The following is a 23,042-nucleotide window of genomic DNA, read 5'->3' on the forward strand; positions in this document are numbered from 1 at the left end:
CCCGAAACTATATCTCAGTTTGTCTCTTTGCTACAAGTTTCATAGCTGGCAAAGCACGCAATACATAAGAAATAAGGGGTATTTTTCGCAAACGGAATCTCTCACCTTGCTATTTGTAGACTTTTTTCAGCAATTTCATCAGTGTTTTTCGCTCGCTCACGGTCAAGTGGGCCGTGGTGTCGACTTCCAGTTCCATGGCTGTTTTCTCAGCCGTTGCCATGAGCGTTTGTCCATCGGATGTCAGGTGCAAGCCCATCGCCCGTCCGTCGTGGGGATGCGGCCGTCGCGTGATCAATCCTCTTTTTTCCATGGCACTGACCATGCCAACCAGATTGGGTGCCAGGATGCCGAGCGTGGCGCACAACTGGCGCGAAGTGATACCGGGGTTGTGTGTCACGAGCGAGAGCACTGAAAAGTCAACCACCCTCAGGTCATAGATCGCCATTCGCTCCATGAACACCTCAATGACCACCAGTGCCGCACGCCGCGCGTTGTAGCCCACCAGCCCTTCGAGGTAGGTGGTATCAACGTGGTCAACGAAGGGGGGGGTGGACTTAGGGCTCATTGCAATCAGGCTTGAAAGGCAGCGAGCATACCCAAGTTCGCGGGAGTCACGCCGCCAGGCGGGCCTTGACCATGCCCAATCGCATGCCAAATTCAGGCAGGACCCAGTGGTTCAGCGCAAGCGCCGGTTCGGTCCAGCGCGGTGTGTTGTCGCAGGACGTTGACTGACGCGCCGCCGCCTCAATTTGTTGCCAGGCCCAGGCCAGCAGCGCCAATGCGACAACGCGCAGGTAGTCATCTGCCACCCAGTAGGGAAGCGCCATGTCTGACTTGCCGGCGTTGACCAAATCCGTGGTGAGCTGACATGTGTCTTCAAGCATCTGCATCGTCTGGGCCTGGTTGGCACCACCTGAGGGCAGTCTGGCGACGAGCCCCTGCAGCAAGGCGAGCAGTCCGGCTCCGCCATCCGGAAGCACTTTGCGAATGAGCAGGTCAATCGCCTGAATTTCGTTGGTGCCTTCATAAATCATGGTCACGCGCGCGTCCCGCACGATTTGCTCAATGCCCCATTCACGTACGTAGCCGTGCCCACCAAACACCTGCAGGCACTCGCTGCTTCCGCTGAAGGCCTGAGCCGTCCAGGCCGCTTTGAGCACCGGAGTCACGTAACTGCACCATTGTTGCGCCGTATGACGCCGCGTTGCGTCGGGGTGCCGCTTTGCGAGGTCAAGTTCAATCGCGGTTTGGTAGGCCAGCACACGGCCGCCGTCAATCCAGGCGCGCTGCGTGGACAGGATGCGGCGCATGGCCGGGTGCTCGGCAATCGGGTCGGGCGTGTTGCTCATTTGCGGTTTGGGCGCGCGCATTTGCCGACGTTCTTTGGCATAGGCGTCGGCCTTTTGCCAGGCCGCCTCCAGCAGGCCGATGCCTTGCAGACCCACATGCAGGCGAGCCGCGTTCATCATGACAAACATGGCATTGAGCCCGCGATTGGGCTCACCAATCAGCCAGCCGGTGGCGTCCTCAAAGCGCATGACGCAGGTGGGACTGCCGTGCAGGCCCATTTTTTCTTCGATGCGGTCGCAATGAACTGTATTGACTGTGCCGTCGGGCAACAACTTGGGTGCAAGGAACAGGGAGAGACCTTTGGGGCCCGCCGGTGCATCCGGCAAACGCGCCAGCACCAGATGAACAATGTTGTCCGTCAGGTCATGTTCACCGCCTGAAATAAAGATTTTGGTGCCGCTGAGGCGGTAGCTTTCGCCCTCCTGCGGCAGTGCCTTGGTGCGCACCAGCCCCAGGTCGCTGCCGGCATGGGGTTCGGTCAGGCACATGGTGGCGAGCCATTCGCCTGTGGTTACTTTTTCAAGATAGGCGGTTTTGAGTGCTTCGCTGCCGTGGTGTTTGATGCATTCATAAGCGCCATGCAACAGGCCCGGTGCCATGGTCCAGCCGTGGTTGGCGGCACTGAGCATCTCGTAAAGCACGGCTTCCAGCACCGTAGGCAGGCCCTGGCCACCATCTTCCGGCGCACAGGCCAGCGCCGGCCAGCCACTCTGCCAGAAGGCGGTGTAGGCAGCCTTGAAGCCGGGTGGTGTGGTGACCTTGCCGTTCACAAACTTGCAGCCCACCGAGTCGCCAACCTCTTGCAGCGGCGCGACTTCCTGGGCAACGAACTTGCCCGCTTCGTCCACCACTTGCCGCATCAGATCGGCATCGGTGTCGGCAAAGGCGGGCACGGCCTGCAGCTGGGCAGGCGCCTGGAGCACGTCGTGAAGAATGAAGTGGATGTCGTCCAAAGCGGGCTGGAAGTTCATGGTCAAAGGTCTCAGGGGTTGCTGATGCTCGTCGCATCGACTTTCTTGCGGGCCGCACCCAGGTAGGTGTCGATCACGCGCGAGTCGGTGGCCAGGTCTTTGGCCGGGCCATGCAGGGCAATCTCGCCCATTTCCAGCACATAGCCGTAATCAGCGGTCTCCAGCGCGGCACGGGCGTTTTGCTCCACCAGCAGGGTGGTCACACCGGTTTTTCGCAGGGCATCAATCGTGCGGAAGATTTCCTTCACGACCAAGGGTGCCAGACCGAGGCTGGGCTCGTCAAGCATCAGCAAGGTCGGGCGGGACATCAGCGCCCGGCCCACGGCCAGCATCTGTCGTTCGCCACCGGAGAGCGTGCCCGCCAACTGGGTGCGGCGTTCTTTCAGGCGGGGAAAAATCTCGTACACCACGTCCATCTGGTCGCGCCATTTTTTGTTGCGCAGCCGCACCTGGCGAAACGCCCCCAGCACCAGGTTGTCTTCCACGGGCATGGTGCCAAACAGTTCGCGTTTTTCAGGCACCAGGGCAATGCCCAGCATCACGCGTTCCTCCAGCGACAGCGCGCTGATGGATTGCCCCTGGAATTCAATCTCACCCTGGGCGGGCAGTACGCCCATCAAGGCGTTGAGCAAGGTGGATTTACCCGCCCCGTTAGGGCCGATCACCGTTATCACGCTGCCGGCCGACGCAGTGAGGTCAATACCGTGCAGCACTTCGGCACGGCCATAACCGGCGCGAAGGTTTTGAACACGAAGAATAGGCGTTGTCATCTCAAAAGTCCTCAATGTTCGGTGCCAAGGTAGGCGGCGCGTACGGCAGGGCTTTGCTGGATTTCTTCCGGCGTGCCCTGGGTCAACAGCGTGCCGAACTCCATCACGACCAGGTGATCGCAGACGTCCATGACCAGGTCCATGTCGTGCTCCACCAGCAGGATGCTCATGCCTTCGCTGCGCAGTTGGCGCAGCACTCCGGCGAGGGCCAGTTTTTCCTTGTGGCGCAAGCCGGCGGCGGGCTCATCAAGCAGCAACAAGGCCGGGTCGCTGCACAGGGCCCGGGCGATTTCCAGCAGGCGCTGGGGTCCCATCGCCAGGTTGCCAGCCAGCTCATGCATGGAGCCGCCCATGCCGATGCGCTCGAGCTGTTTCGCCGCCTCACGCATCAGGCTTTGCTCTTCAGCCCGGTCCAGTCGCAGCATGCTGGAGAGCGCGCCTTGGTGACCGCGCAACTGGGCGCCCAGCGCCACATTTTCGAGCACCGTCATTTCAGGAATCATCTTCACATGCTGAAAGGTGCGCGACATGCCGCGCCGTGCAATCTCGCGCGAGGGCAGGCCACTGATGGTTTCCCCGCGAAACTTCACCTGGCCCGATGTCAGGCCCAGCACACCGGTGATCAGGTTGAAGGTGGTGGACTTGCCCGCACCGTTGGGGCCGATCAGCCCGACGATTTGCCCGGCCTTGATTGAAAAGCCGATGTCGTTGACCGCCACCAGACCGCCGAACTGTTTGCGAATGGCCAGTACCTCCAGCACCATGTCGCCGACGACTGGTTTGCTGCGCTCAGCCAGCGGTGCGGCGTTTTGCCAGTCGTTGACACGCTGGGGTTTGGGCAGGTAGCGCCCCACCAACGACCACATGCCGTCCGGCAGGTACTTGAGCACCAGCACCAGCACGATGCCGAACACGATCATTTCATAGTTGCCGCTGGTGCCGATCAGCTTGGGCAGCAGCACCTGCAACTGGTCTTCCAGCAGCTTGGTAATGAGCGCACCGCTGATGGCGCCCCACACATAGCCTGCGCCGCCCAGTACCGCCATGAACAGGTACTCGATGCCCATCTTCAGCCCGAATGGCGAAGGATTGACCGTATGCTGAAAGTGCGCAAACAGCCAGCCCGAGACACTGGCAAACAACGACGCAATCAGAAAGATGCCGATCTTGTAGCGCAAGGTGTCCACGCCCATGGCCTCGGCCATTTGCGAGCCGGTGCGCAACGCGCGGATGGCGCGTCCGGTGCGCGAATCCAGCAGGTTGATCAGCGCAAAGGCGCCCAGCAACACCAGGCCCCAGGCCAACACAAAGAAGGGGCGGCCCTGGCCGATGTCCCAGCCGCCCAGTTTGAGCGTGGGCACGTCCAGAATGCCGTCGTATTTGCCCAAGGCGTCCAGGTTGCCCATCAGGTAATACAGCGACAGACCCCAGGCGATCGTGGCCAGCGGCAGGTAGTGGCCCGACATGCGCAAGGTGATCCACCCCACGGCCAAGGCACTGACGGCTGTGATGGCGAGACCGGCAAAGACGGTGATCCAGGGCGACAGGCCCATGTTCACCGTGAGGTAAGCACTGCTGTAAGCCCCGATACCGACGAAGGCCGCCTGACCAAAGGAAGTCAGGCCGCCAATGCCGGTCAACAGCACCAGTCCGAGAATCACCAGGCTGTACAGCGCGATGTAGTTGAGTTGGGTAATCCAGAAGTCGGGCAGTGGCAGCAAGGCCAGTACCACCACTCCCGCCATGAGCGCCAGGCGCTGGGTGTTTTGGGTGAAGGTCATGTCAGTGTTCCTCCGAATGACCACTGGTCATGGAGCGCCAGAGCAGGATGGGCAAGATCATGGTGAAGACGATGACTTCCTTGAAAGAGCTGGCCCAAAAAGAACCAAAGGATTCCACCAGGCCGACAAACAAGGCGCCGACCGCCGCCGCCGGGTAGCTGGCGAGTCCGCCAATCACCGCGGCCACGAAGCCCTTGAGGCCGATCAGAAAGCCCGAGTCATAAAACACCGTGGTGGTGGGGCCGATCAACAGGCCCGACAGGGCCCCGATCAGCGCCGCCATGGCAAAGGTGGATTGACCGGCGGTGTGGCTGGAGATGCCCATCAGCCGCGCACCGAGCCGGTTCACGGCGGTGGCACGCAGCGCCTTGCCGTACAGCGTGTTCTCAAAAAACTGCCACAGCAGGCCGATCAGGGCCAGTGACACGCCTGCGATGATGATGGTCTGGCCGTTCAGGGTGACGGCGCCCAGACTGAAGCGCTCATCCCAGAACGACGGATTGCGAAAGCCCTCGGCGCCGAAAAAAAGCAGGCCCAGGCCGGTCATGGCGAAATGCACGCCCACTGACACGATCAGCAGCACCAGCGAACTCGCATCCGCCAGGGACTGGTAAGCCAGCCGGTACACCAGCGGACCAAATGAGGTCACCACGCCCACCGTCAGCAGCGCCTGTACCAACAACGGAAACTGGCGTGGCGCCGCCCAGATGGAGAGTGCCGAGACGACGACGGGCACCAGCAGGGTCATTGCACCGGCTTTCAAAGCCCTGGGCACATGGTGCGTGTGCTGCCAGGTCTGGCGCACATCCAGCACGGCGGCGAGCGCCGCCATCAGCAGCAGCAACCAGACCGTGCCGGGAACCTGGCCGGTCTGAAAAATGGCCAGGGTCAGCGCGCCATACGCGACAAACTCCCCCTGGGGAATAAAGATGACCCGGGTGACGGCAAACACCAGCACCGTGGCCAGACCGAGCAGGGCGTAAATGGCACCGTTCGTCATGCCGTCCAGCATCAGAATGCTGACGATTGAAATATCCATGGGTGAGCCCGTTGAGATTGAGAGACCATCATGGGAGCCGCCATCGGGGCGGCCCCATGTCATGAGTCGACCGTGTTATTCGACTTTCCAGTCGCCATTGACCACCTTGAGCATCACGCCGGTTTCGAGCGTGTAACCCCAATGGTCGTCCTTGGTCCAGTTGACAACGCCATGCGACACCACGGTGCGGCCCATGGTTTCCATCGCCTCGCGCAGGGCAGCGCGGAACTCCTTGGTGCCGGGTTTGGCCTTTTTCAGGGCCATGGGCACAATCTTTTCCATCACCAGCATGGCGTCATAGCCATGGCCGGCAAACTGGTTGCGCGAGCCCGCACCGTAGGCTTTTTCGTACTGCTCAACAAAGGCAATGGCGGCCTTTTTGGAGGGATGGCTGTCGGGCAGCTGCTCGGCAATCACGGCCGGGCCGGACACCACGTAAGCGCCTTCCACATCCTTGCCACCGACGCGCATCAGGTCACGGGACGCTGCGGCGTGGGTCTGGTAAATCTTGCCCTTGTAGCCACGCTCGATCACCCCTTTGTGGGGCATGGCCGCGCCGCTGCCGGAAGCGACGATCAGCATCGCGTCGGGGCTGGCGGCGATCAGCTTGAGGGCCTGGGCCGTCACACTGGTGTCGGAGCGGGCAAAACGCTCTGTGGCCACCACCTTGATGCCATTCTTGTCGGCCTCAGCCGTGAAGTCCTTGAGCCAGCTCTCGCCATACGCGTCGGTGTAGCCCAGGAAGCCGACGGTCTTCACGCCTTGCTTCTTCATCAAACCGATCATGGCGTGGGCCATCACCGCATTGGATTGGGGCATGCGGAAGGTCCAACCGTCTTTGCCCGGTGGCAGCACAGCGGGTGAGAACGCCAGTTGTACCGTCTCGGCTTCAGCAGCAACGCCCGCCATGGGGATCGCCACCGGCGTGGCGACCGAGCCCATGATGATGTCCACCTTGTCGTCGGTCACAAAGCGCTTGGCATTTTTCACGCCATTGGTGGGGTCGGTGGCGTCATCCAGCACGATGACCTTGACCTTTTCACCCGCGATGGTGGTTGGCCAGAGTTTGATCTGGTTATTGACCGGAATACCCAGGCCGGAGGCCGGGCCGGTCAGCGGCAGGCTGATGCCGATGGTGATGTCCGCCTGGGCTGCACCGGCGGCCAGGACCGCGACTGCGGTGGCGATCAGTGTTTTGAAATTTTTCATGAGTTTGTCTCCTGAGTTTTGGTAGGGGCGAGGGAAGAAAACGGGGTGCTAACTGCACAAGGCCTTGATGTCTTCCGGCACCGGAATGGCTTTGATGCGATCAGGGTTGTCGGCCAGGCGCATGCAGAAGGCGCGGGTCTCGGTGCCTTCGCACAAGACCTCATCACCACGCTTGACCACATGCTTGTGCATGAACACCTTGTCGCGCCACTCGGTCACGCTGGTGTGAATCTGCAGCGTCTCGCCGTAGGTGGCGGGGCGCATGAATTTGGTGTTGATCTCCAGCAGGGGCGTGCCGATGATGCCGGTGGTCTTGACCAGTTCGCGCCAGGGCAGCACGCCGCACTTGACGAAAAAATTCAGCGATGAGGCGTCCATCCATTTGGAAAAATTCGGGAAGAACACGATGCCGGCCGGATCGCAGTCGCCGAACATCACATTGACTTCATAAACAACGGTTTTGCTCATGGGGTTCTTTCAGCGCGGGGCCATGCGCAGGGCGCCGTCCAGGCGAATCACTTCGCCGTTCAGGTGCGTGTTGGTGATGATATGGCTGGCCAGTTGGGCGAACTCTTCCGGCTTGCCCAGACGCGCGGGGAACGGAATGCTGGCCGCCAGCGACTGTTGCACGGCCTCAGGCAGGGTTTTCATCAACGGGGTGGCAAACAGGCCGGGGGCGATGGTGCAGACACGAATGCCGTGTTGCGCCAGATCGCGCGCCATGGGCAGCGTCATGCCGACCACGCCGCTCTTGGAGGCGCTGTAGGCCTGCTGCCCAACCTGGCCGTCAAAGGCGGCGACCGAGGCGGTGAACACCATCACACCGCGCTCGCCATCTTCCAGCGGGTCCAGCTTGGCGCACTCGGCGGCAAACAGGCGGGCCACGTTGTAGGTGCCGATCAGGTTGACGCTGACCACACGCACAAAGTCTTCCAGCGGGGCGGGGGAGCCGTCCTTGGCGATCACGCGTTTGGCGGCACCGATGCCGGCAATGCTCATCAACAGGCGGGCCGGGCCGTGGGCCGCAGCCGCTTGGGCGATGGCCGCCCGCAGGCTCTCGGTGTTGGTGATGTCGCAGGGACAGGCCAGCGCGCGGCCGTCTCCGTGCGCCGCGTTGATGTCGGCTGCCACCTGGGCGGCGTTGGCCGGGTTGATGTCGAGCACCGCCACGCGGGCGCCTTGGCGCGCCAGTTCACGCGCCGTCGCTTCGCCGAGACCGGAGCCGCCGCCGGTCACGAGAGCGGCTTGTCCTTGAATTTTCATATCAGGCTTTCAAAATCAAGTTGCTATACATTTAATAGCTGCTTGCGCACGTAGGACGTGGGCTACAGCCTTGTTTTATATAAATTTTGGAGAAAATGCTCAGGCTGCGTCCGTGTTTTTCAGCAACAGCGCAATGCCCTGGCCACCGCCAATGCAGGCTGACGCAATACCCCAGCGCAGACCGGCACTTTGGAGTTCGCGCGCCAGCGTGAGCGTCAGGCGCACGCCGGTGGTAGCGAGCGGGTGACCGAGCGCAATGGCACCGCCATTGACGTTGAGGCGGCTCAAATCCAGGCCCAGATCACGGCCCACGGCCAGCGTCTGCGCACCCTGCGCTTCGTTGATCTCAAAACGGCCAATCTGCTCCAGCGTCAGACCGGTGCGTTCCAGCAGCAGGCGAATCGCCGGGGCCGGGCCGATGCCCATGATCTCGGGCGGCACACCCACCACTGCGCAAGCCACCACGCGTGCCAGCGGCTTCTTGCCCTGCGCTTGGGTCCAGGTTTTCACGTAATGGCCCGAGGCCACGATGGCCGCGGCGGCGGCATCCACCAGCGCGGCGCTGTTGCCACCGGTTTGCACGCCGCCTTCGTACACCGGCCTGAGCTTGGCCAGCACGTCCACGGGGGAGAGGCGGGCGTGGGTGTCCGTCGCCACCTCGGTGATCTTGCCTTGCAGTTTGATGCCGCGGGTTTTGTAGCCCTCCAGTTCGAACTTTTCGGTGATCACCGGCACGATTTCACCGGCATGAAAACCAGCCTGCTGCGCGGTTACCGCCTTGGCAAACGATTGCGATGCAAACGCGTCCACTTCTTCGCGCGTGATGCCGTATTGCTTCGCCAGGTTCTCGGCGGTCTGGATCATGTTGATGCCGGCGGCCGAATCATTCAGGGCTTCCCACATGTAGTCCTTGAAACCGACCGGCGCGCCCAGCTTGAAGCCGGTGCGGTGGTCAAACGCGGCAATCGGGTTGCGCGTCATGCTCTCGCTGCCGACCACCAGCGCGGCCTCGCAGGCACCACTTTGAATCTGCTCACCGGCCTGGCGAAACAGCTCGAAACCGGTGCCGCAGATGCGCTGCGCCATCAGTGCCGGTACGTCCACCGGCACGCCAGCGTACAGGCCGATGTGGCGCGGCAGCATGAACTGTTCAAAATCGCCGGGTGCCATGTTGCCCGCAATCACCGAGCCGATGTCCGCGCCCGGCACGCCGCTGCGCTCCAGCACCGCGCGGGCGACCTTGATGCCCATGTCGGTGGGCGAAATGTGGCCGAGGGTGCCGCAGTAATCGACCATCGGGGTGCGCACGCCGTCCAGCATCCAGACATCGTCAAAGTGGGAGAAAAATCCTTGGGTAGCCATGATTCGGTTTCTTTCGCGTTATTGTGGTTTCAGGATGGTGTGCAGTGCGTCGGCATGCAGCGCCTCTACCGTCTCGGCGCGGTGTGCCAATACGGCGCGCTGGTTGATCGACCCCTTGTCGGTGACTTCACCGCGGTCAATGGTGGGCGGCTCGGCCAACAGGCACATGCGGGCGATGCGGCTGGCACTGCCGGTGGCGTTGCGCGCCAGGTCGTCGATCACCTGCTGGAAGTGCGTGAGTACCGGCGCACTGGACAGCACATCGGCCATCGGCACGCTGGTGCCCAAGCCGCTCAAGGCACGGACGGCGGAGGTCGGGAACACCATGGCGCCAACCTCCTTGAGGTTGATGCCGGTGAGCACCACGTCCTGGATGTAGGGCGCGCCCGCAGCAACAATCTTGGCGCGCAACGGACCCACGCTGACAAAAGTGCCGGTCGCGAGCTTGAAGTCTTCAGCGATGCGGCCGTCGAATTTGAGGCCCTGGTGCACGTCGGTCTCGTCAATCCATTTGACGGCGTCGCCCGAGCAGAAGAAGCCTTCTTCATCGTAGTGCTCGGCGGTCTCCGCCGCTGCGCGCCAGTAGCCGGGCGTGATGTTGGGGCCGCGGTAACGCACCTCGGTCTTGCCGCCCATGTCCACCAGCTTGAGTTCCATGCCCGGCGTCGGCACGCCCAGGTCGCCGGCCTTGACGTTGGGGTTGGTGACAAAAATCGCGAAGGGGCCAGACTCGGTCATGCCCAGACCCGTGGTCATCACGATGCGTTCGCCGATCTCCTTCTCCTGGGCCTCATACAGACCGTCCCAGATGGGCTGGGCCAGCGAGGCACCGGCATAGAAGAACATCTTGACGCGTGACAGCAGTTTGCTGCGCAACGTGGCATCGGTCTTCATGGCGTTGGCAATCGCCTCAAACCCGGTGGGCACGTTGAAATACACGGTGGGTGCAATCTCGCGCAGGTTGCGCAGTGTCTCGTCCATCAGGGCGGCGGTGGGCTTGCCGTCATCGATATACAGCGTGCCGCCGTGGTACACCACCATGCCGAAATTATGGTTGCCGCCAAAGGTGTGGTTCCAGGGCAGCCAGTCCACCAGCACGAGCGGTTCCTGCGTCAGCACCGGCATGGATTGCGCCATCTGCTGCTGGTTGGCGCACCACATGCGCTGGGTGTTGATGACCGCCTTGGGCAGCTTGGTGGAGCCGCTGGTGAAGAGAAATTTGGTGATGGTGTCCGGCCCCGTGGCTTCAATGGCGGCGTCTACCTGCGGTGTGGCTGGGGTGTCGATCAGTTGCGCAAAGGACGTGGTGGCACGGCCGTCCAGCGTGCCATGGGTCAAGACCACGTCCACATCAGGGCCGACCGCCGCCAAAATGGCTTTGCCAAAGCGAGCGGCATCAGCGGCAAACACCAGGCCCGGCGTTACCGTCTTCAATACATGCCGCAACTTGTCGTAGTCCTGGCTGATCAGCGAGTAGGCCGGTGAAGTGGGTACAAAAGGCACGCCCGCCAGCAGGCAAGCGAGGGACAGGAGGGCGTGTTCGAGATCGTTCTCGGACAGGATGACCACGGGGCGCTCCACGCTCAGTCCCCGGTTGATCAGTCCCTGGGCCAGGTTGCGTGCGCTGGCCCATGCCTGGGCGTAACTCACGGTTTTCCAGTCGCCCGTGCCACCGCCGGCCAGCTTTTCCCGGCGGGCCATGAAGATGCGATCGGGGGCCACCTGCACCCAATGTTGAAGGCGGTCGGTCATGCGCGCGGGGAATGCCTGTAACGGCTGTTCAGCGCTGAGGTAGTGCACGCCGGGCGCGCCATCCCGCAGGTTCACGCGGGTCACGCCGAAGGTCAGCGGGCGGTAGTTGGGAGCAGTCATGGTTGTCTCTTTCGGGTCCGGGGTTCTGATTTTTTTGTTTTTATGGGTTGAACTGACAATGGCCTAGGAAGCCTTTTGTACTTTCGCCGCACGGCCTTCCAGAAAGGCACGCACGCGGTCCTTGGCCTCGGGTGCGCTTTGCGCAATGGCGGCCATCATGGCTTCGGTCATGAAGCCCTGGTCGGCGGGTTGGTCGGCGATGCGCGGCAGCACATGGGTGAGCGCATAGTTGGTCAGCGGGGCGTTTTGCGCAATGCGCAAAGCCAGCTCCATGGCCTTGTCAAATGCCGTGCCCTGTGGCACGAGGTACTGGGCCATGCCAATGCGCTCCCCGTCCTGCGCGTTGAACACGCGTCCGGTCAGCATCATGTCGGTCATGCGGGCCACACCAATCAGACGCGGAATGCGCACCGAGCCGCCACCGCCCACAAAAATGCCGCGCGAGCCCTCGGGCAGGGCATAAAACGTGGTGTCATCGGCAACGCGGATGTGGCAGGCACTGGCCAGCTCCAGACCGCCCCCCACCACAGCACCGTGCAAGGCTGCAATCACGGGTACCGGACCGTATTGAACGCGCTCCAGTGCGGCATGCCACATGCGGGAGTGGTGCAAACCCTGACCGGCATCGCGGTCCTGAAGTTCGCTCAAATCCAGGCCGGCACAGAAGTGTTCGCCTTCACCGTCAATGACGGCTGCACGTACGCTGGCAGGCATTTTTTCGAAGAGATCGCGCAGGGCCAGAATGAGGCTGTCGTTCAGTGCGTTGCGTTTGGCGCCGCGGGTCAGACGGATCACGGCAATTTCTTGCTGGTCGCCGCGGAGTTCGAAATGGAGGTCTTGGTTGATCATGCTGATAATTCCTTCTTGGGGTGAATTATGGTTATTAAATATAACTAGTTCAAGCGTATTTTTTGCCATTTTTATGGGTGTTTACCCTAGGCCGTCAGCCATCACAAGGACACTTGTCATGCCCTGAATTTTGAAAAACAACGCAACAGGCTTGGTCGGCCTGGGCTGAAAACAAGCACAATCCGGTGCATGCGCATCGCTGATTTCCTTCGTTATTTCTGCCAGTCACTCTGGAACATCGTCAAGACAGACGGCTCGTTATTTCGGCGTTTTCCGAGGTTTGGGTTGGCGGTGTTTGCCATCACGGTGGTGCCCGCGTTTTATGCCTTGATCTATCTCTCCAGCGTGTGGGACCCCAACGGCAAGACGAACGCGCTGCCGGTGGCGATTGTCAATCTGGATGTCGGAATCAACTACAAGGGAATCGCGGTCAACGTGGGGGAAGAACTCGCTGCAGGATTGGTCCAGTCAGGCACTTTTGGCTTCCGGCAGATGCTCGATGTTGAGGCGGTCCGCCAGGGTGTAGCGCTCGGCAGTCTGGCCTTTGCGGTGGTTATTCCCCAGGATTTCAGCGCCAACGCCGTTCCGGGAGAGCGGGCGGGTGGCGGCCAGGTGACGGTGATCCTGTCTGAGGGCAATAACTACGCGGCCGCCGGATTTGCCCGTCGCTTTGCCACCGAATTGGGGCACCAGGTCAATGAAACACTGAACGAAAAGCGATGGGAGCAGGTGCTGAGCACGGCTGACGGCTCCGGCAAAAACCTTGAAAAACTCAGAGCGGGCATTGCCCAGTTGAGCGCGGGCGCGCAGACGCTGGATGATGGGGTGGTCAAGTACAGCGTGGCGGCCAGCCAGATGAGTTCTGGCTTCAAGCAAGTGGGGGCCGGGCTGCGCGGCATGCGTGACGAATTGCCGTCGGACGCCGAGCTCAAGTCGCTCAAGGCGGGAACCGTTCAATTGACTGCGGGCCAGAGCGAATTGGGTGCCGGTCTTGTGCAGCTGCAGGCGGGTGCCGCGCGCCTGATCGACGGTGCCACGTCCATGCAAAAGCAGTCGCTTGATATTCCGCTGGTGGGCGAACGTGTCGCCAAAGGCGCGGGCGAGTTGGCCGCGGGTGGCGAGCAGCTGAAAGACGGACTGGGCTTGGCCCTTGAGGCCAATGGCCAGTTGGTGCGGGGTGTTCAGAAGGCCGAAGTTGACGCGGGCAAACTCATCGACGGCGTGGGTGCCATCGGGGAGGGTATCCGAACGATCGAAAGCCGCTTGCCTGAAAACAGCCGGCTGGACACTTTTGTGGACGGCGGAAAAACCTTGTCCGAAGGCTCAGCCAAACTCCGCACGGGCATCCAGCTGATCGAGTCCGTGTTGCCCGCCTCCCCGGACAAGCTGGATGGAAGCGCCCGTGGTCTGGCGGATTCAGTAGAGCCCATCCTTGATGTGTTGGCGCCCGTGGCCAACAACGGCAGCGCCTTTGCGCCCAACATGGTCGCCATGGCCTTGTGGCTGGGTGCGGTCATGACGGCCTATCTCTTCAACATGGGCACGTTGGTGGCTGATTACGCCAGTGCGCCGCAGTTGAGCAAAGTGCTGGGGAAGTTTGCGATTCCGGCCCTGGTCGTGTTGTGCCAGGTACTGGTGACGTTTTTAATGCTTGTCTTTGGGCTTGGCATCAAGGCACCCAGCTACCTGACGTTTGCCTTGACGATGCTTGCTGGCTCCCTGGCATTTCTGGCTATTGTGTTTTTATTGCTGCGGTTATGTGGCGAGGCTGGCAAGTTGTTTGCCGTCTTGTTGCTCACCCTGCAATTGGCCGCGGGGGGTGGTGTGATGCCGATTGAACTCACCGGTGGGTTTTTTCAGTCCGTGCATGCCTGGTTGCCGTTTACCTGGGTGGTGAAAGCCCTGCGCGCCAGCTTGTTCGGCGCCTTTGACAATGGCTGGATGCCCGTGTGGCGTGTTGTCATCTACGGTGGCCTTGCGGCCCTGTTCCTTGCCGCGTTTGCCGGGCGTTGGAAGCTCGTGAAGGCGCCTGATTACAAACCGGGCATTGAGACCTGAACCTGGCCGTCGGCTGCTTGTCAGCCGGGCCGGGAACTGCTAACGTCACCTCATGATCAGGGTGCAAATGGCGATTGCTGGAGGCTTTCATGGCTATAAATTTTGAGCAGGTTCACAACTACTTTGAACGCCTGGTTTTTGAGGACGTCGTACGCCTCTCGCAAGACCATGTGGATTTTTCTGCCGACATGCTCGCCGATGTGGCTTGCGTGGCGTTGAATCGCCTGCCCGCGCGTTATGTGCGCCACGATGTTGACATGATGTTCTACCTCACCGAGCAGGAGCGTCATGTTATCGAGCTGTCGATGAGCGAGGCGCTGACCTACGCCTTTGACTTGGTGGGGTCACGCACGATCAAACGCACCGCATTTGCCTGAAAGAACCTGGCCGCGGCTCAAGTCGGCCCGGTTTGACTTTTCCGCAGGCGCTCCCGGCTATTCGACAGGTGCGTGCGCATGGCAGCCCGTGCTGCCTCCGCATCCCGGTTGCGGATGGCGTTGAAAATACTTTCATGTTCGCCGTGAACGCGTTGCAGGTAACTCAAGCGACCTTCGGGCGCGCTGTTGGGCGTGTTCACGCGGGTACGCGGAATGATCATGGCCCCGAGGTAGGTCATCAGGTCCGCGAAATGCTGGTTGTTGGTCGCGCGGGCCACTTCCATGTGGAATTGAAAATCGGGTGGCACCGCGTCCGAATCGTGGTTGATGGAATCCTCAAAGGCCGTCAGTGCGGCCTGCATGGTGTGCAGGTTCGCCTCGGTACGCCTTTGGGCGGCCAGTCCTGCGGCTTCGGTCTCCAGACTGATCCGCAGTTCAAGCACTGCAATGACATCGGCTACGGTTGAGAAGTCTTCTTCGGCAATCTTGAAGTTGCCCGATACCTGGGGCGCCAGCGCAAACGTCCCAATGCCATGGCGCGTTTCGACCAGCCTGGAGGCCTGCAATTTTGACAAGGCTTCACGCACCACGGTACGGCTGACGTCAAAGCGGGCCATGATTTCTGCTTCGGTAGGCAGTTTGTCGCCGGGCTTGATGAGGCCTTCGCGGATGTTGTTCGCCAATCCTTCGACTATTTCCTGAACCAAACCGCGGGGGCGGCGAGCTCGGGTTGGCGGGGTACTAGGGGTTTTCCATGATTCCATTTAAAAACTCTTGACGGGATAGGGTTGGCTCAGCATAATTTAAGTTGTCAGACAACGTATAACTGACATCGGCAGTATGTTTTGAATGTAAGGCGACACACTGGAAAAGTCCAGCGCAAAAGATTAATTCCTGAAACGAGTGAAAAAATGACGATCAAGGCGCATCACAAACTTTTATTGACAGGCGCTGCCGGTGGATTGGGTCAAGCTTTGCGGGAAAGACTCAAGGCCAACTGCGACGTTCTGCGACTGTCTGATCGTATCGGTTTTGGAGAGGCTGGCCCTCAGGAGGAGATGGTGCTTGCCGATCTGGCAGACGCCGATGCGGTAAGCACCATGGTGGCCGGTGTGGATGCCATTGTCCACATGGGTGGCGTGTCTGTAGAGGGGCCTTTTGGGCCCATCTTGCAGGGCAACATTCTGGGTGCCTACAACCTGTATGAAGCGGCGCGCAAGCATGGCGTCAAACGGGTGGTTTTTGCCAGTTCCAACCATGTCACAGGGTTCTACCGCCAGAGCGAGACCCTGACCACCAGTGATCCGGCCAGGCCGGATGGCCTGTACGGTCTGAGCAAGGCCTTTGGCGAAGACCTCGCCCGCCTGTATTTTGACCGCTACGGTATCGAGACCGCCTGCGTGCGGATCGGGTCTTCGTTTCCCGAGCCCCGTGACCGGCGCATGCTGGCTACGTGGTTAAGTTTTGATGATTTGCATCGGCTCATCACCGCCTGCCTGACGACGCCTGTGCTGGGCTACAGCATCATTTTCGGCATGTCTGACAACGCGGTGACCTGGTGGGACAACTCGCAGGCGCGCCATGTCGGCTATGTGCCGCAGGACAGCTCCGATGTGTTCCGCGACGAGGTCTATGCCCGCACGCCAGCGCCTGATCTGAGCGACCCGGCCGTGCAATTTCAGGGCGGTGGCTTTGTCAAGGCCGGTCCTTTTGCCGGTTGATGCGATGAGTTCTGACGCTGAACTCCTGGTGGATTGCCGCAATGCGACCGGAGAGAGCCCGGTCTGGCACGTCGCCGAGCAGGCCCTTTACTGGGTTGATATTCCGGCGCGCAAACTCTGCCGCTGGCAGGCCGCTACGGCGCAGGTGACGACCTGGCTGGCGCCCGAAATGCTGGCCTGTATCGCGCAGGGCGCAAGCGCAGGCACCTGGATTGCCGGTATGGAAACAGGCATCTTCGAATTGCAGACTCAGGCTGATGGCCAGATGCGCAGCCAATTGCTGGAAAAAGTAACGCATGCCAGCGCCGGCATGCGGTTCAACGATGGCCGTTGTGACCGGCAAGGCCGCTTCTGGGCGGGCACCATGGTGATGAACATGGGCCTGGCTTTGCCGTCCGGCGCCTTGTACCGCCATGAGCAGACAAGCGGTTTGCAAAAGATGCTGGATGGCTTCATCACGCCCAACGGGCTGGGCTTCAGCCCCGATGGCCGCACCATGTACCTGTCGGACTCGCATCCCTCAAGGCAACTGATCTGGGCTTTTGATTACGACATTGAGACCGGCACGCCCACGAATCGCCGAGTTTTTGTGGATATGAATGCGCTACCCGGCCGGCCCGACGGCGCGGCGGTTGATGCCGACGGTTGCTACTGGATCTGCGGCAACGATGCCGGTCTCATTCATCGTTTTACACCGGACGGCAAGCTGGACCGTTCGCTGGCCGTGCCGGTCAAGAAACCGGCCATGTGCGCCTTTGGCGGCGCTGGCCTTGACACACTGTTCGTGACATCGATTCGCCCTGAAGGAACCGATCTATCTGACCAGCCACTGGCCGGTGGTGTGTTTGCGTTGCGCCCCGGCGTACGTGGACTGCCTGAACCTCTTTTTTCGCGTTTTCCCATGTCGCTCTAGCCGAGCATTTTTGATTACAACCAGGAGACTCTCATGAAATCAATCCGCCGTACTACCTTTCGTGCTGCTGCGCTGACAGCCAGCATCCTCGCCAGCCTTTGTGTCTCGGCCCATGCCGTCGAGTTACGCTCGGCCGACGTGCACAACAGCGATGAATACCCGACAGTCGCCGCCGTCAAGCACATGAGTGAAATGCTGTCCAAGCAGAGCGGGGGCAAGTACACGATCAAGGTGTTCAACAAAAGCGCACTGGGCACCGAGAAGGAAACGCTGGACCAGGTCAAGATTGGCGCGCTGGAGATGAACCGGGTCAACATCAGTTCGCTGAACTCGATCTGCCCGAAGAGCCTGGTGCCCACCATGCCCTTCCTGTTCGACTCGATCGCGCACATGCGCAAGTCGCTCGATGGCCCGATCGGAGAAGAGATCCTGAAGGGCTGCGAGAGCCAGGGCCTCGTGGGCCTGGCGTTCTACGACAGTGGCGCGCGCTCGATCTACGCCAAGAAGCCAGTGCGTACCATTGCCGACGCCAAGGGCCTGAAGATCCGCGTGCAACAGTCCGAGTTGTGGGTTTCGCTGGTCGGCGCCATGGGTGCCAACGCCACGCCGATGCCTACCGGCGAGGTCCTGACCGCGCTCAAGACAGGCCTGATCGATGCCGCCGAGAACAACATCCCCTCGTACGAAGGTTTTCAGCATTACGAGGCGGTCAAGGTGTATTCGCATACCGAGCACTCCATGGCACCTGAAGTACTGCTGATTTCAAAGGCGATCTTCGACAAGATGACGCCAGCCGACCAGGCCATGTTCCGCGCAGCAGCCAAGGAGTCGGTGACGTTCCAGCGCAAGAAGTGGGACGAGCAGGAAGCCAAGGCCCTGGCCATCGTGACCAAGGCCGGCGCGCAGATCGTGACGGACGTGGACAAGGCGTCGTTCAAGGCGGCAATGGTGCCGGTGTACGCCAAGTTCATCACCACGCCTGATCTGCAGCGCCTTGTCAAGGCTGTGCAGGACAACAAGTAAATCATGACCGTTTGAAGCTTAGGCCGACAACGGTCGGCCTGAGCTTAGTGCGTCTACCTAGGAATCTTATGATTGCCTCCCAAACGTCGGTCTCAGCCGCAGCTACTACAGCGGCCTTGAGCCCTGTTGCCTTGGGCGTTGACCCCGAACACGAGCGGCCGCCTGCGCGCCATGCCTATTCGCGCCTGTGCGGGTTGCTAAGCAAGGCCAGCCTGGTCATCGCCATCTTTTGCTTAGTCGGCATCATTCTGAGCGTGCAGATCCAGGTGGTCGGCCGCTATGTTTTCAATGACACGCCAACCTGGGCTGAAGCGCTGGCCCTGCAGCTCGTGCTGTATGTCACCGCGTTTGGCGTGGCGGTCGGGGTGCGCGATGCAGGACACATCGGGCTGGACTCGATCATCTCGCTACTGCCCGAATCGATGCGCCTGAAGCTGGAGATCCTCATCCACATGCTCGTGGCACTGTTTGGCGGGATCATGGTGCAAAGCGGCATGCTGTGGACCCGCCTTAAGTGGGACGAACTGGACCCGATGCTACACCTGCCCGTGGGCATCGACTATCTGTCGCTGGTGATTGCTGGCGTGTTGATCGTGATGTTTTCCATTGAACACATCGTGGCGCTGCTTCGAGACGAAGAAGTCGTTCCGTCCTGGTATTGATTGAAAGAAAAAAATGGAACTAACAGTTCTCTCATTGAGTTTTGCGCTGCTGCTGGTGCTGGGTGTGCCCGTGGCATTCTCGATCGGGCTAGCCTCGGTCTGTACCGTGCTCTATTCAGGCATGCCCATTGCTATCGTTTTCCAGAAGATGATTGGCGGCATGCAGGTATTTTCGTTCTTGGCCATCCCGTTCTTTGTGTTTGCCGGTGAGCTGATGCTTTACGGTGGCATTGCCCAACGCATCGTGCGCTTTGCCAACAGCCTGGTCGGCCATGTGCGCGGCGGCCTGGGCATGAGTAACGTGATCGGCTGCACTTTGTTTGGTGGCGTTGCCGGTTCGCCACTGGCCGATGTGTCGGCGATGGGCTCAGTGATGATTCCGCTGATGGTGAAAGAGGGCTACGACGCCGACTATGCAGTCAACGTCACCACCCACGCCGCGCTGGTCGGCGCCATCATGCCCACCTCGCACAACCTGATCATCTTTGCGCTGGCAACCACCGGGATTGCCTCGGTCAGTGTCTTCAGCCTGATTCTGGCCGGCATCATCCCGGCGTTGATCCTCACGCTATGCAACCTGGCCGCCGCCTACTACGTGGCCGTCAAGCGAGGCTACCCGACCCGCGGCAACTTCCCGGGCTGGAAGGAAGTTCTGACGGCCTTCCTGGGTTCCTTGCCCGGTTTATTGATCGTGGTGATCATCCTGGCGGGTATTTTGTCCGGTGTTTTCACCGCCACCGAGTCAGCCGCCACGGCGGTGCTTTGGGCGCTGATTGTCACGGTGCTGGTCTACCGCTCGCTGTCGTGGAATCATTTTTTGAAGGCATGCGCAAAGGCCTGCAAAACTACTGGCGTCGTTCTGCTCTTGATTGGCATCTCCTCCGCTTTTGGCTATTTCATGGCGCTTTACGAGGTACCCCAGAAAACCGGCGCGCTTATGACCTCCATGTCCGCCACACCGTGGGTGATCTTCCTGATGATCAACGTGCTGCTCTTCGTGCTGGGCACATTCTTGGACATGGCCGCCACCATCCTGATCTGCACGCCGATCTTTCTGCCGATCGCGGCGCAGTTCGGCATGGACCCAGTGCAGTTCGGCATCGTCATGCTGATCAATTGCGCGCTCGGCCTGAACACGCCGCCGGTGGGAGTCACGCAATTCGTGGGGTGCGCCATTGGCGGGATCTCGGTAGGGGAGGTCATGAAATCGATCTTGCCGTTCTATGGTGCGCTCACCGCATGCCTGCTGCTCGTGACGTACGTACCGGCGTTCTCGTTGTGGCTGCCCTCCTTGATGAAGTGAAAGATTCAGTCATGAAAATTGTTGCCGTCCGCGTCACCCCGATCGCGATCAGAGACCCTGCTTTACTGAATGCTGCTGGCGTGCATGAGCCCTGGGGCCTGCGCTCCATCATTGAAGTGGTGGGTGCCAATGGCCAAGTGGGCCTGGGCGAAACCTATGGCGATGCGCCCGTGCTTGACCTTCTGAATCGCACCCGGGACAGCCTGGTGGGCCTGTCCGCCTTCGACACCAATGGCTTGTGGACCCGCGTGTTGGCCAACGCACCGCAGACCAACACCGGCCACGTGGAGATGGAGCTGGCGCCCGGTTCGCTGGGCAGCAACCTCGTCAACAGTGCGTTTTCGGCTTTTGAAGTGGCGTTTCTCGATTTGCAGGCCCGCACACTTGGCATTCCTTTGGTGGAACTGCTCGGCGGTGCGGTGCGCAACAAGGTGGCCTATTCGGCCTACCTGTTCTACAAGTGGGACGCTTCGGTGGACCCCGAGTACGCACCTGATCCGTATGGCGAGGCCGTCAACCCGCAGCAAATCGTGGCCCAGGCCAAACAGATGATTGACCAATACGGTTTTGAGAGCATCAAGCTCAAGGCCGGTGTGTTTGATCCGGAGGAAGAAGCAGATGCCATCCTGGCGCTCAAGGCTGCTTTCCCAAAACACCAGTTGCGCATCGACCCCAACAGCAACTGGACCATGCCCACCAGCCTGCGCGTGGCCGAGAAGCTGGCCGGTTGCCTGGAGTACTACGAAGACCCCACGCCCACGCTGGAAGGCATGGCCGAGCTGCACCAACGCACCGGCCTGCCGCTGGCCACCAACATGGTGGTCACCAACTGGGCAGAACTCAAGCGCAGCATTGAGTTGAATTCAGTGCAAATCCTGCTGTCCGACCACCACTACTGGGGCGGTCTGCGGGCCACCCAGGCGCTGGCGCGCACCTGCAGCACGTTTGGTCTGGGTCTGTCGATGCATTCCAACTCGCACCTGGGTATCAGCCTGATGGCCATGACGCACCTCGCTGCTTCGGTACACCACCTGAGCTACGCCTGCGATACGCACTACCCGTGGCAGAGCGATGAGATTCTGGTGGGCGGCAAGGTACCGATCACCGGGGGCTGCGTCCACCTCACCGACAAACCCGGCCTGGGCGTGGAACTGGACCGCGCCAAGCTGGCGGAACTGCATGAGGCCTACAAGACCTGCCGCATTCGGACCCGCAACGACGTGGCGCAGATGCAGCGTTTCCGGCCCGATTGGACCCAGGTGAAACCCCGGTTTTGAGTTTCTGGCCCATTAATTTATATAAAAACGGCCTCTAGTCCACGTCATCAGGGCGTATGTAGCTATTAATTCAGGAGTATTCATGCCATCCACACAACGTCGCCAACTGGTACTTGCCACCCTCGGTCTGCTCACCGCAGCGGCCATCAGCACCCCCGTGCTGGCCCAGGCGCAAGCCTGGCCGACCAAGCCCCTGCGCATCATCGTTCCCTACCCGCCCGGTGGATCGTCTGACATCATTGCCCGCGCCATCAGCCAGCCTTTGTCCGAGGCATTGAATCAGCCGGTCATCATTGAAAACCGCCCCGGCGCCAATGGCAACCTGGGTGCTGACGCGGTTGCCAAGTCGGCCCCCGATGGCCACACACTTTTGCTGTGCGACACCGGTGCGCTGGCCATCAGCCCCTCGGTGTACACCAAGCTGCCGTTTGACCCGTCCAAAGACTTGCGCGGCGTGACCATGCTCGCCTATTCTCCGCACATGCTGGTGGTCCACCCCTCGGTACCGGCCAACAACCTGCAGGAACTAGTGGCGCTGTCCAAAAAGTCGGACCTGAACTTTGCCGTGACCGCCATGGGCAGCGCACCACATCTGGCTGGCGTGGCGGTGGCCCTGGCCAGCGGCGCGCGCTGGACCTATGTGCCTTACAAAGGCGGCGTACAGGCCGTGACCGACACCATGGCGGGCCAGACCCAGGTCGTCATGAACGGCATGCTGGCCACACTGCCGCATGTGCAGAGCGGCAAGCTCAAGGTGCTCGGCATCTCCAAGGGCACGCGCATGCCGCTGGTGGGCCAGATGCCCACGCTGGCCGAGCAGGGCTTGCCAGGCTTTGAATCGGGCACCTGGCAGGGCGTTCTTGTGCCAGCAGGTACGCCGGCGGCCACGGTGGCCCGTCTGAATGCCGAGTTGATCAAGGTCATCCGCAGCCCGGCCATTCGCAGCCGACTGACCGGGCAGGGCGCCGAAGTGGTGACCATGAGCCCGACAGAGCAGAACCAGTTTTTTGAACGCGAACGCAGCCGCTGGGCGGCAGTGGTGAAGCAGGCCGACGTTCGGCTGGACTGAACTGGCTTGAGATCAATCACCTTGTTTGAAATTTATCCCGACCCAAGGAATCCCTCATGACCCCCCAAGACCTCAAAACCATCATATCCAGCGGCCTGCTGTCCTTCCCGGTGACAGACTTTGACGCCCACGGCGATTTCAACGCCAAAGGTTATGCCGCCCGTCTGGAGTGG

21 protein-coding genes and 1 pseudogene are annotated in these 23,042 nt (G+C 60.8%); 10 read left to right on the forward strand and 12 right to left on the reverse strand.

Features of this window, described 5'->3' with window-relative positions; translation table 11 throughout:
- Positions 1-109: 109 nt before the first annotated feature.
- From AC097N_RS19830 to AC097N_RS19880, 11 genes are all read right to left on the reverse strand, one after another.
- Positions 110-565, reverse strand: coding sequence for a MarR family winged helix-turn-helix transcriptional regulator (locus AC097N_RS19830; RefSeq protein WP_479583798.1), 456 nt, complete (start codon positions 563-565; stop codon positions 110-112).
- Between the two features lie 46 nt (positions 566-611).
- Complete coding sequence (locus AC097N_RS19835; RefSeq protein ID WP_479583799.1) at positions 612-2,321, reverse strand: acyl-CoA dehydrogenase family protein; 1,710 nt, start codon at positions 2,319-2,321, stop codon at positions 612-614.
- Between the two features lie 11 nt (positions 2,322-2,332).
- Positions 2,333-3,091 (reverse strand): ABC transporter ATP-binding protein, encoded by a 759-nt coding sequence (locus AC097N_RS19840; RefSeq protein ID WP_479583800.1) that lies wholly within the window; start codon positions 3,089-3,091, stop codon positions 2,333-2,335.
- A gap of 11 nt (positions 3,092-3,102) precedes the next feature.
- Positions 3,103-4,872 (reverse strand): branched-chain amino acid ABC transporter ATP-binding protein/permease, encoded by a 1,770-nt coding sequence (locus AC097N_RS19845; RefSeq protein ID WP_479583801.1) that lies wholly within the window; start codon positions 4,870-4,872, stop codon positions 3,103-3,105.
- A 1-nt stretch (position 4,873) separates the two neighbouring features.
- Positions 4,874-5,911, reverse strand: coding sequence for a branched-chain amino acid ABC transporter permease (locus AC097N_RS19850; protein WP_479583802.1), 1,038 nt, complete (start codon positions 5,909-5,911; stop codon positions 4,874-4,876).
- A 75-nt stretch (positions 5,912-5,986) separates the two neighbouring features.
- Positions 5,987-7,120, reverse strand: a complete 1,134-nt coding sequence (locus tag AC097N_RS19855; protein ID WP_479583803.1) for an ABC transporter substrate-binding protein — start codon at positions 7,118-7,120, stop codon at positions 5,987-5,989.
- Positions 7,121-7,168: 48 nt separating this feature from the next.
- Complete coding sequence (locus AC097N_RS19860; protein ID WP_479583804.1) at positions 7,169-7,588, reverse strand: acyl-CoA thioesterase; 420 nt, start codon at positions 7,586-7,588, stop codon at positions 7,169-7,171.
- Between the two features lie 9 nt (positions 7,589-7,597).
- The gene (locus AC097N_RS19865; RefSeq protein ID WP_479583805.1) at positions 7,598-8,383 is read right to left on the reverse strand and encodes an SDR family NAD(P)-dependent oxidoreductase; all 786 of its coding nucleotides are present in this window, start codon (positions 8,381-8,383) and stop codon (positions 7,598-7,600) included.
- A 99-nt stretch (positions 8,384-8,482) separates the two neighbouring features.
- Entirely contained in the window at positions 8,483-9,745 is a 1,263-nt protein-coding gene (locus AC097N_RS19870; protein WP_479583806.1) for a thiolase family protein, read from the reverse strand.
- Between the two features lie 18 nt (positions 9,746-9,763).
- Positions 9,764-11,617: a feruloyl-CoA synthase gene (locus AC097N_RS19875; RefSeq protein ID WP_479583807.1), complete on the reverse strand. Its 1,854-nt coding sequence runs from the start codon at positions 11,615-11,617 to the stop codon at positions 9,764-9,766.
- 63 nt (positions 11,618-11,680) lie between these two features.
- A complete protein-coding gene (locus AC097N_RS19880) occupies positions 11,681-12,466 on the reverse strand; it encodes a crotonase/enoyl-CoA hydratase family protein (RefSeq protein ID WP_479583808.1) in 786 nt (261 codons plus the stop codon).
- A 189-nt stretch (positions 12,467-12,655) separates the two neighbouring features.
- On the opposite strand from AC097N_RS19880, the gene AC097N_RS19885 reads away from it, so the two are divergent.
- Both AC097N_RS19885 and AC097N_RS19890 read left to right on the forward strand, forming a co-directional pair.
- On the forward strand, positions 12,656-14,524 hold the full coding sequence (locus AC097N_RS19885; RefSeq protein WP_479583809.1) for a YhgE/Pip family protein: 1,869 nt from the start codon (positions 12,656-12,658) through the stop codon (positions 14,522-14,524).
- 89 nt (positions 14,525-14,613) lie between these two features.
- Positions 14,614-14,901, forward strand: a complete 288-nt coding sequence (locus AC097N_RS19890) for a late competence development ComFB family protein (RefSeq protein WP_479583810.1) — start codon at positions 14,614-14,616, stop codon at positions 14,899-14,901.
- Positions 14,902-14,918: 17 nt separating this feature from the next.
- Here the strand turns inward: AC097N_RS19890 and AC097N_RS19895 are convergent, their stop codons facing one another.
- A complete protein-coding gene (locus AC097N_RS19895) occupies positions 14,919-15,665 on the reverse strand; it encodes a FadR/GntR family transcriptional regulator (RefSeq protein WP_479583811.1) in 747 nt (248 codons plus the stop codon).
- Positions 15,666-15,812: 147 nt separating this feature from the next.
- Here AC097N_RS19895 and AC097N_RS19900 point away from each other — a divergent pair, with 147 nt between their 5' ends.
- From AC097N_RS19900 to AC097N_RS19935, 8 genes and pseudogenes are all read left to right on the forward strand, one after another.
- Positions 15,813-16,622 carry an NAD-dependent epimerase/dehydratase family protein gene (locus AC097N_RS19900; protein WP_479583812.1) on the forward strand — a complete coding sequence of 270 codons (810 nt, stop codon included), beginning with the start codon at positions 15,813-15,815 and terminating at the stop codon, positions 16,620-16,622.
- Positions 16,623-16,626: 4 nt separating this feature from the next.
- A complete protein-coding gene (locus AC097N_RS19905; RefSeq protein WP_479583813.1) occupies positions 16,627-17,535 on the forward strand; it encodes an SMP-30/gluconolactonase/LRE family protein in 909 nt (302 codons plus the stop codon).
- A gap of 33 nt (positions 17,536-17,568) precedes the next feature.
- On the forward strand, positions 17,569-18,558 hold the full coding sequence (locus AC097N_RS19910) for a TRAP transporter substrate-binding protein (protein ID WP_479583814.1): 990 nt from the start codon (positions 17,569-17,571) through the stop codon (positions 18,556-18,558).
- Positions 18,559-18,626: 68 nt separating this feature from the next.
- The gene (locus tag AC097N_RS19915; protein ID WP_479583815.1) at positions 18,627-19,220 is read left to right on the forward strand and encodes a TRAP transporter small permease; all 594 of its coding nucleotides are present in this window, start codon (positions 18,627-18,629) and stop codon (positions 19,218-19,220) included.
- A gap of 13 nt (positions 19,221-19,233) precedes the next feature.
- Positions 19,234-20,523 (forward strand): TRAP transporter large permease, encoded by a 1,290-nt coding sequence (locus AC097N_RS19920; RefSeq protein ID WP_479583816.1) that lies wholly within the window; start codon positions 19,234-19,236, stop codon positions 20,521-20,523.
- Positions 20,524-20,534: 11 nt separating this feature from the next.
- Positions 20,535-21,800 carry a glucarate dehydratase family protein gene (locus tag AC097N_RS19925; protein ID WP_479583817.1) on the forward strand — a complete coding sequence of 422 codons (1,266 nt, stop codon included), beginning with the start codon at positions 20,535-20,537 and terminating at the stop codon, positions 21,798-21,800.
- 82 nt (positions 21,801-21,882) lie between these two features.
- Complete coding sequence (locus tag AC097N_RS19930; protein WP_479583818.1) at positions 21,883-22,869, forward strand: Bug family tripartite tricarboxylate transporter substrate binding protein; 987 nt, start codon at positions 21,883-21,885, stop codon at positions 22,867-22,869.
- A gap of 56 nt (positions 22,870-22,925) precedes the next feature.
- Positions 22,926-23,042: pseudogene (locus AC097N_RS19935) on the forward strand (5-dehydro-4-deoxyglucarate dehydratase); the annotation flags it as partial.

It is taken from the genome of Rhodoferax sp. LS1R11 (assembly GCF_056521395.1).

What these genes read in the sequence shown, in the direction of transcription:
- AC097N_RS19900 (WP_479583812.1), top strand. Translation starts at nt 15,813, where the DNA reads ATGACGATCAAGGCGCATCACAAACTTTTATTGACAGGCGCTGCCGGT.
- AC097N_RS19850 (WP_479583802.1), bottom strand. Translation starts at nt 5,911, where the DNA reads ATGGATATTTCAATCGTCAGCATTCTGATGCTGGACGGCATGACGAAC.
- AC097N_RS19845 (WP_479583801.1), bottom strand. Translation starts at nt 4,872, where the DNA reads ATGACCTTCACCCAAAACACCCAGCGCCTGGCGCTCATGGCGGGAGTG.
- AC097N_RS19875 (WP_479583807.1), bottom strand. Translation starts at nt 11,617, where the DNA reads ATGACTGCTCCCAACTACCGCCCGCTGACCTTCGGCGTGACCCGCGTG.
- AC097N_RS19840 (WP_479583800.1), bottom strand. Translation starts at nt 3,091, where the DNA reads ATGACAACGCCTATTCTTCGTGTTCAAAACCTTCGCGCCGGTTATGGC.
- AC097N_RS19855 (WP_479583803.1), bottom strand. Translation starts at nt 7,120, where the DNA reads ATGAAAAATTTCAAAACACTGATCGCCACCGCAGTCGCGGTCCTGGCC.
- AC097N_RS19925 (WP_479583817.1), top strand. Translation starts at nt 20,535, where the DNA reads ATGAAAATTGTTGCCGTCCGCGTCACCCCGATCGCGATCAGAGACCCT.
- AC097N_RS19930 (WP_479583818.1), top strand. Translation starts at nt 21,883, where the DNA reads ATGCCATCCACACAACGTCGCCAACTGGTACTTGCCACCCTCGGTCTG.
- AC097N_RS19880 (WP_479583808.1), bottom strand. Translation starts at nt 12,466, where the DNA reads ATGATCAACCAAGACCTCCATTTCGAACTCCGCGGCGACCAGCAAGAA.
- AC097N_RS19865 (WP_479583805.1), bottom strand. Translation starts at nt 8,383, where the DNA reads ATGAAAATTCAAGGACAAGCCGCTCTCGTGACCGGCGGCGGCTCCGGT.
- AC097N_RS19830 (WP_479583798.1), bottom strand. Translation starts at nt 565, where the DNA reads ATGAGCCCTAAGTCCACCCCCCCCTTCGTTGACCACGTTGATACCACC.
- AC097N_RS19910 (WP_479583814.1), top strand. Translation starts at nt 17,569, where the DNA reads ATGAAATCAATCCGCCGTACTACCTTTCGTGCTGCTGCGCTGACAGCC.
- AC097N_RS19890 (WP_479583810.1), top strand. Translation starts at nt 14,614, where the DNA reads ATGGCTATAAATTTTGAGCAGGTTCACAACTACTTTGAACGCCTGGTT.
- AC097N_RS19860 (WP_479583804.1), bottom strand. Translation starts at nt 7,588, where the DNA reads ATGAGCAAAACCGTTGTTTATGAAGTCAATGTGATGTTCGGCGACTGC.
- AC097N_RS19920 (WP_479583816.1), top strand. Translation starts at nt 19,234, where the DNA reads ATGGAACTAACAGTTCTCTCATTGAGTTTTGCGCTGCTGCTGGTGCTG.
- AC097N_RS19895 (WP_479583811.1), bottom strand. Translation starts at nt 15,665, where the DNA reads ATGGAATCATGGAAAACCCCTAGTACCCCGCCAACCCGAGCTCGCCGC.
- AC097N_RS19915 (WP_479583815.1), top strand. Translation starts at nt 18,627, where the DNA reads ATGATTGCCTCCCAAACGTCGGTCTCAGCCGCAGCTACTACAGCGGCC.
- AC097N_RS19835 (WP_479583799.1), bottom strand. Translation starts at nt 2,321, where the DNA reads ATGAACTTCCAGCCCGCTTTGGACGACATCCACTTCATTCTTCACGAC.
- AC097N_RS19870 (WP_479583806.1), bottom strand. Translation starts at nt 9,745, where the DNA reads ATGGCTACCCAAGGATTTTTCTCCCACTTTGACGATGTCTGGATGCTG.
- AC097N_RS19905 (WP_479583813.1), top strand. Translation starts at nt 16,627, where the DNA reads ATGAGTTCTGACGCTGAACTCCTGGTGGATTGCCGCAATGCGACCGGA.
- AC097N_RS19885 (WP_479583809.1), top strand. Translation starts at nt 12,656, where the DNA reads ATGCGCATCGCTGATTTCCTTCGTTATTTCTGCCAGTCACTCTGGAAC.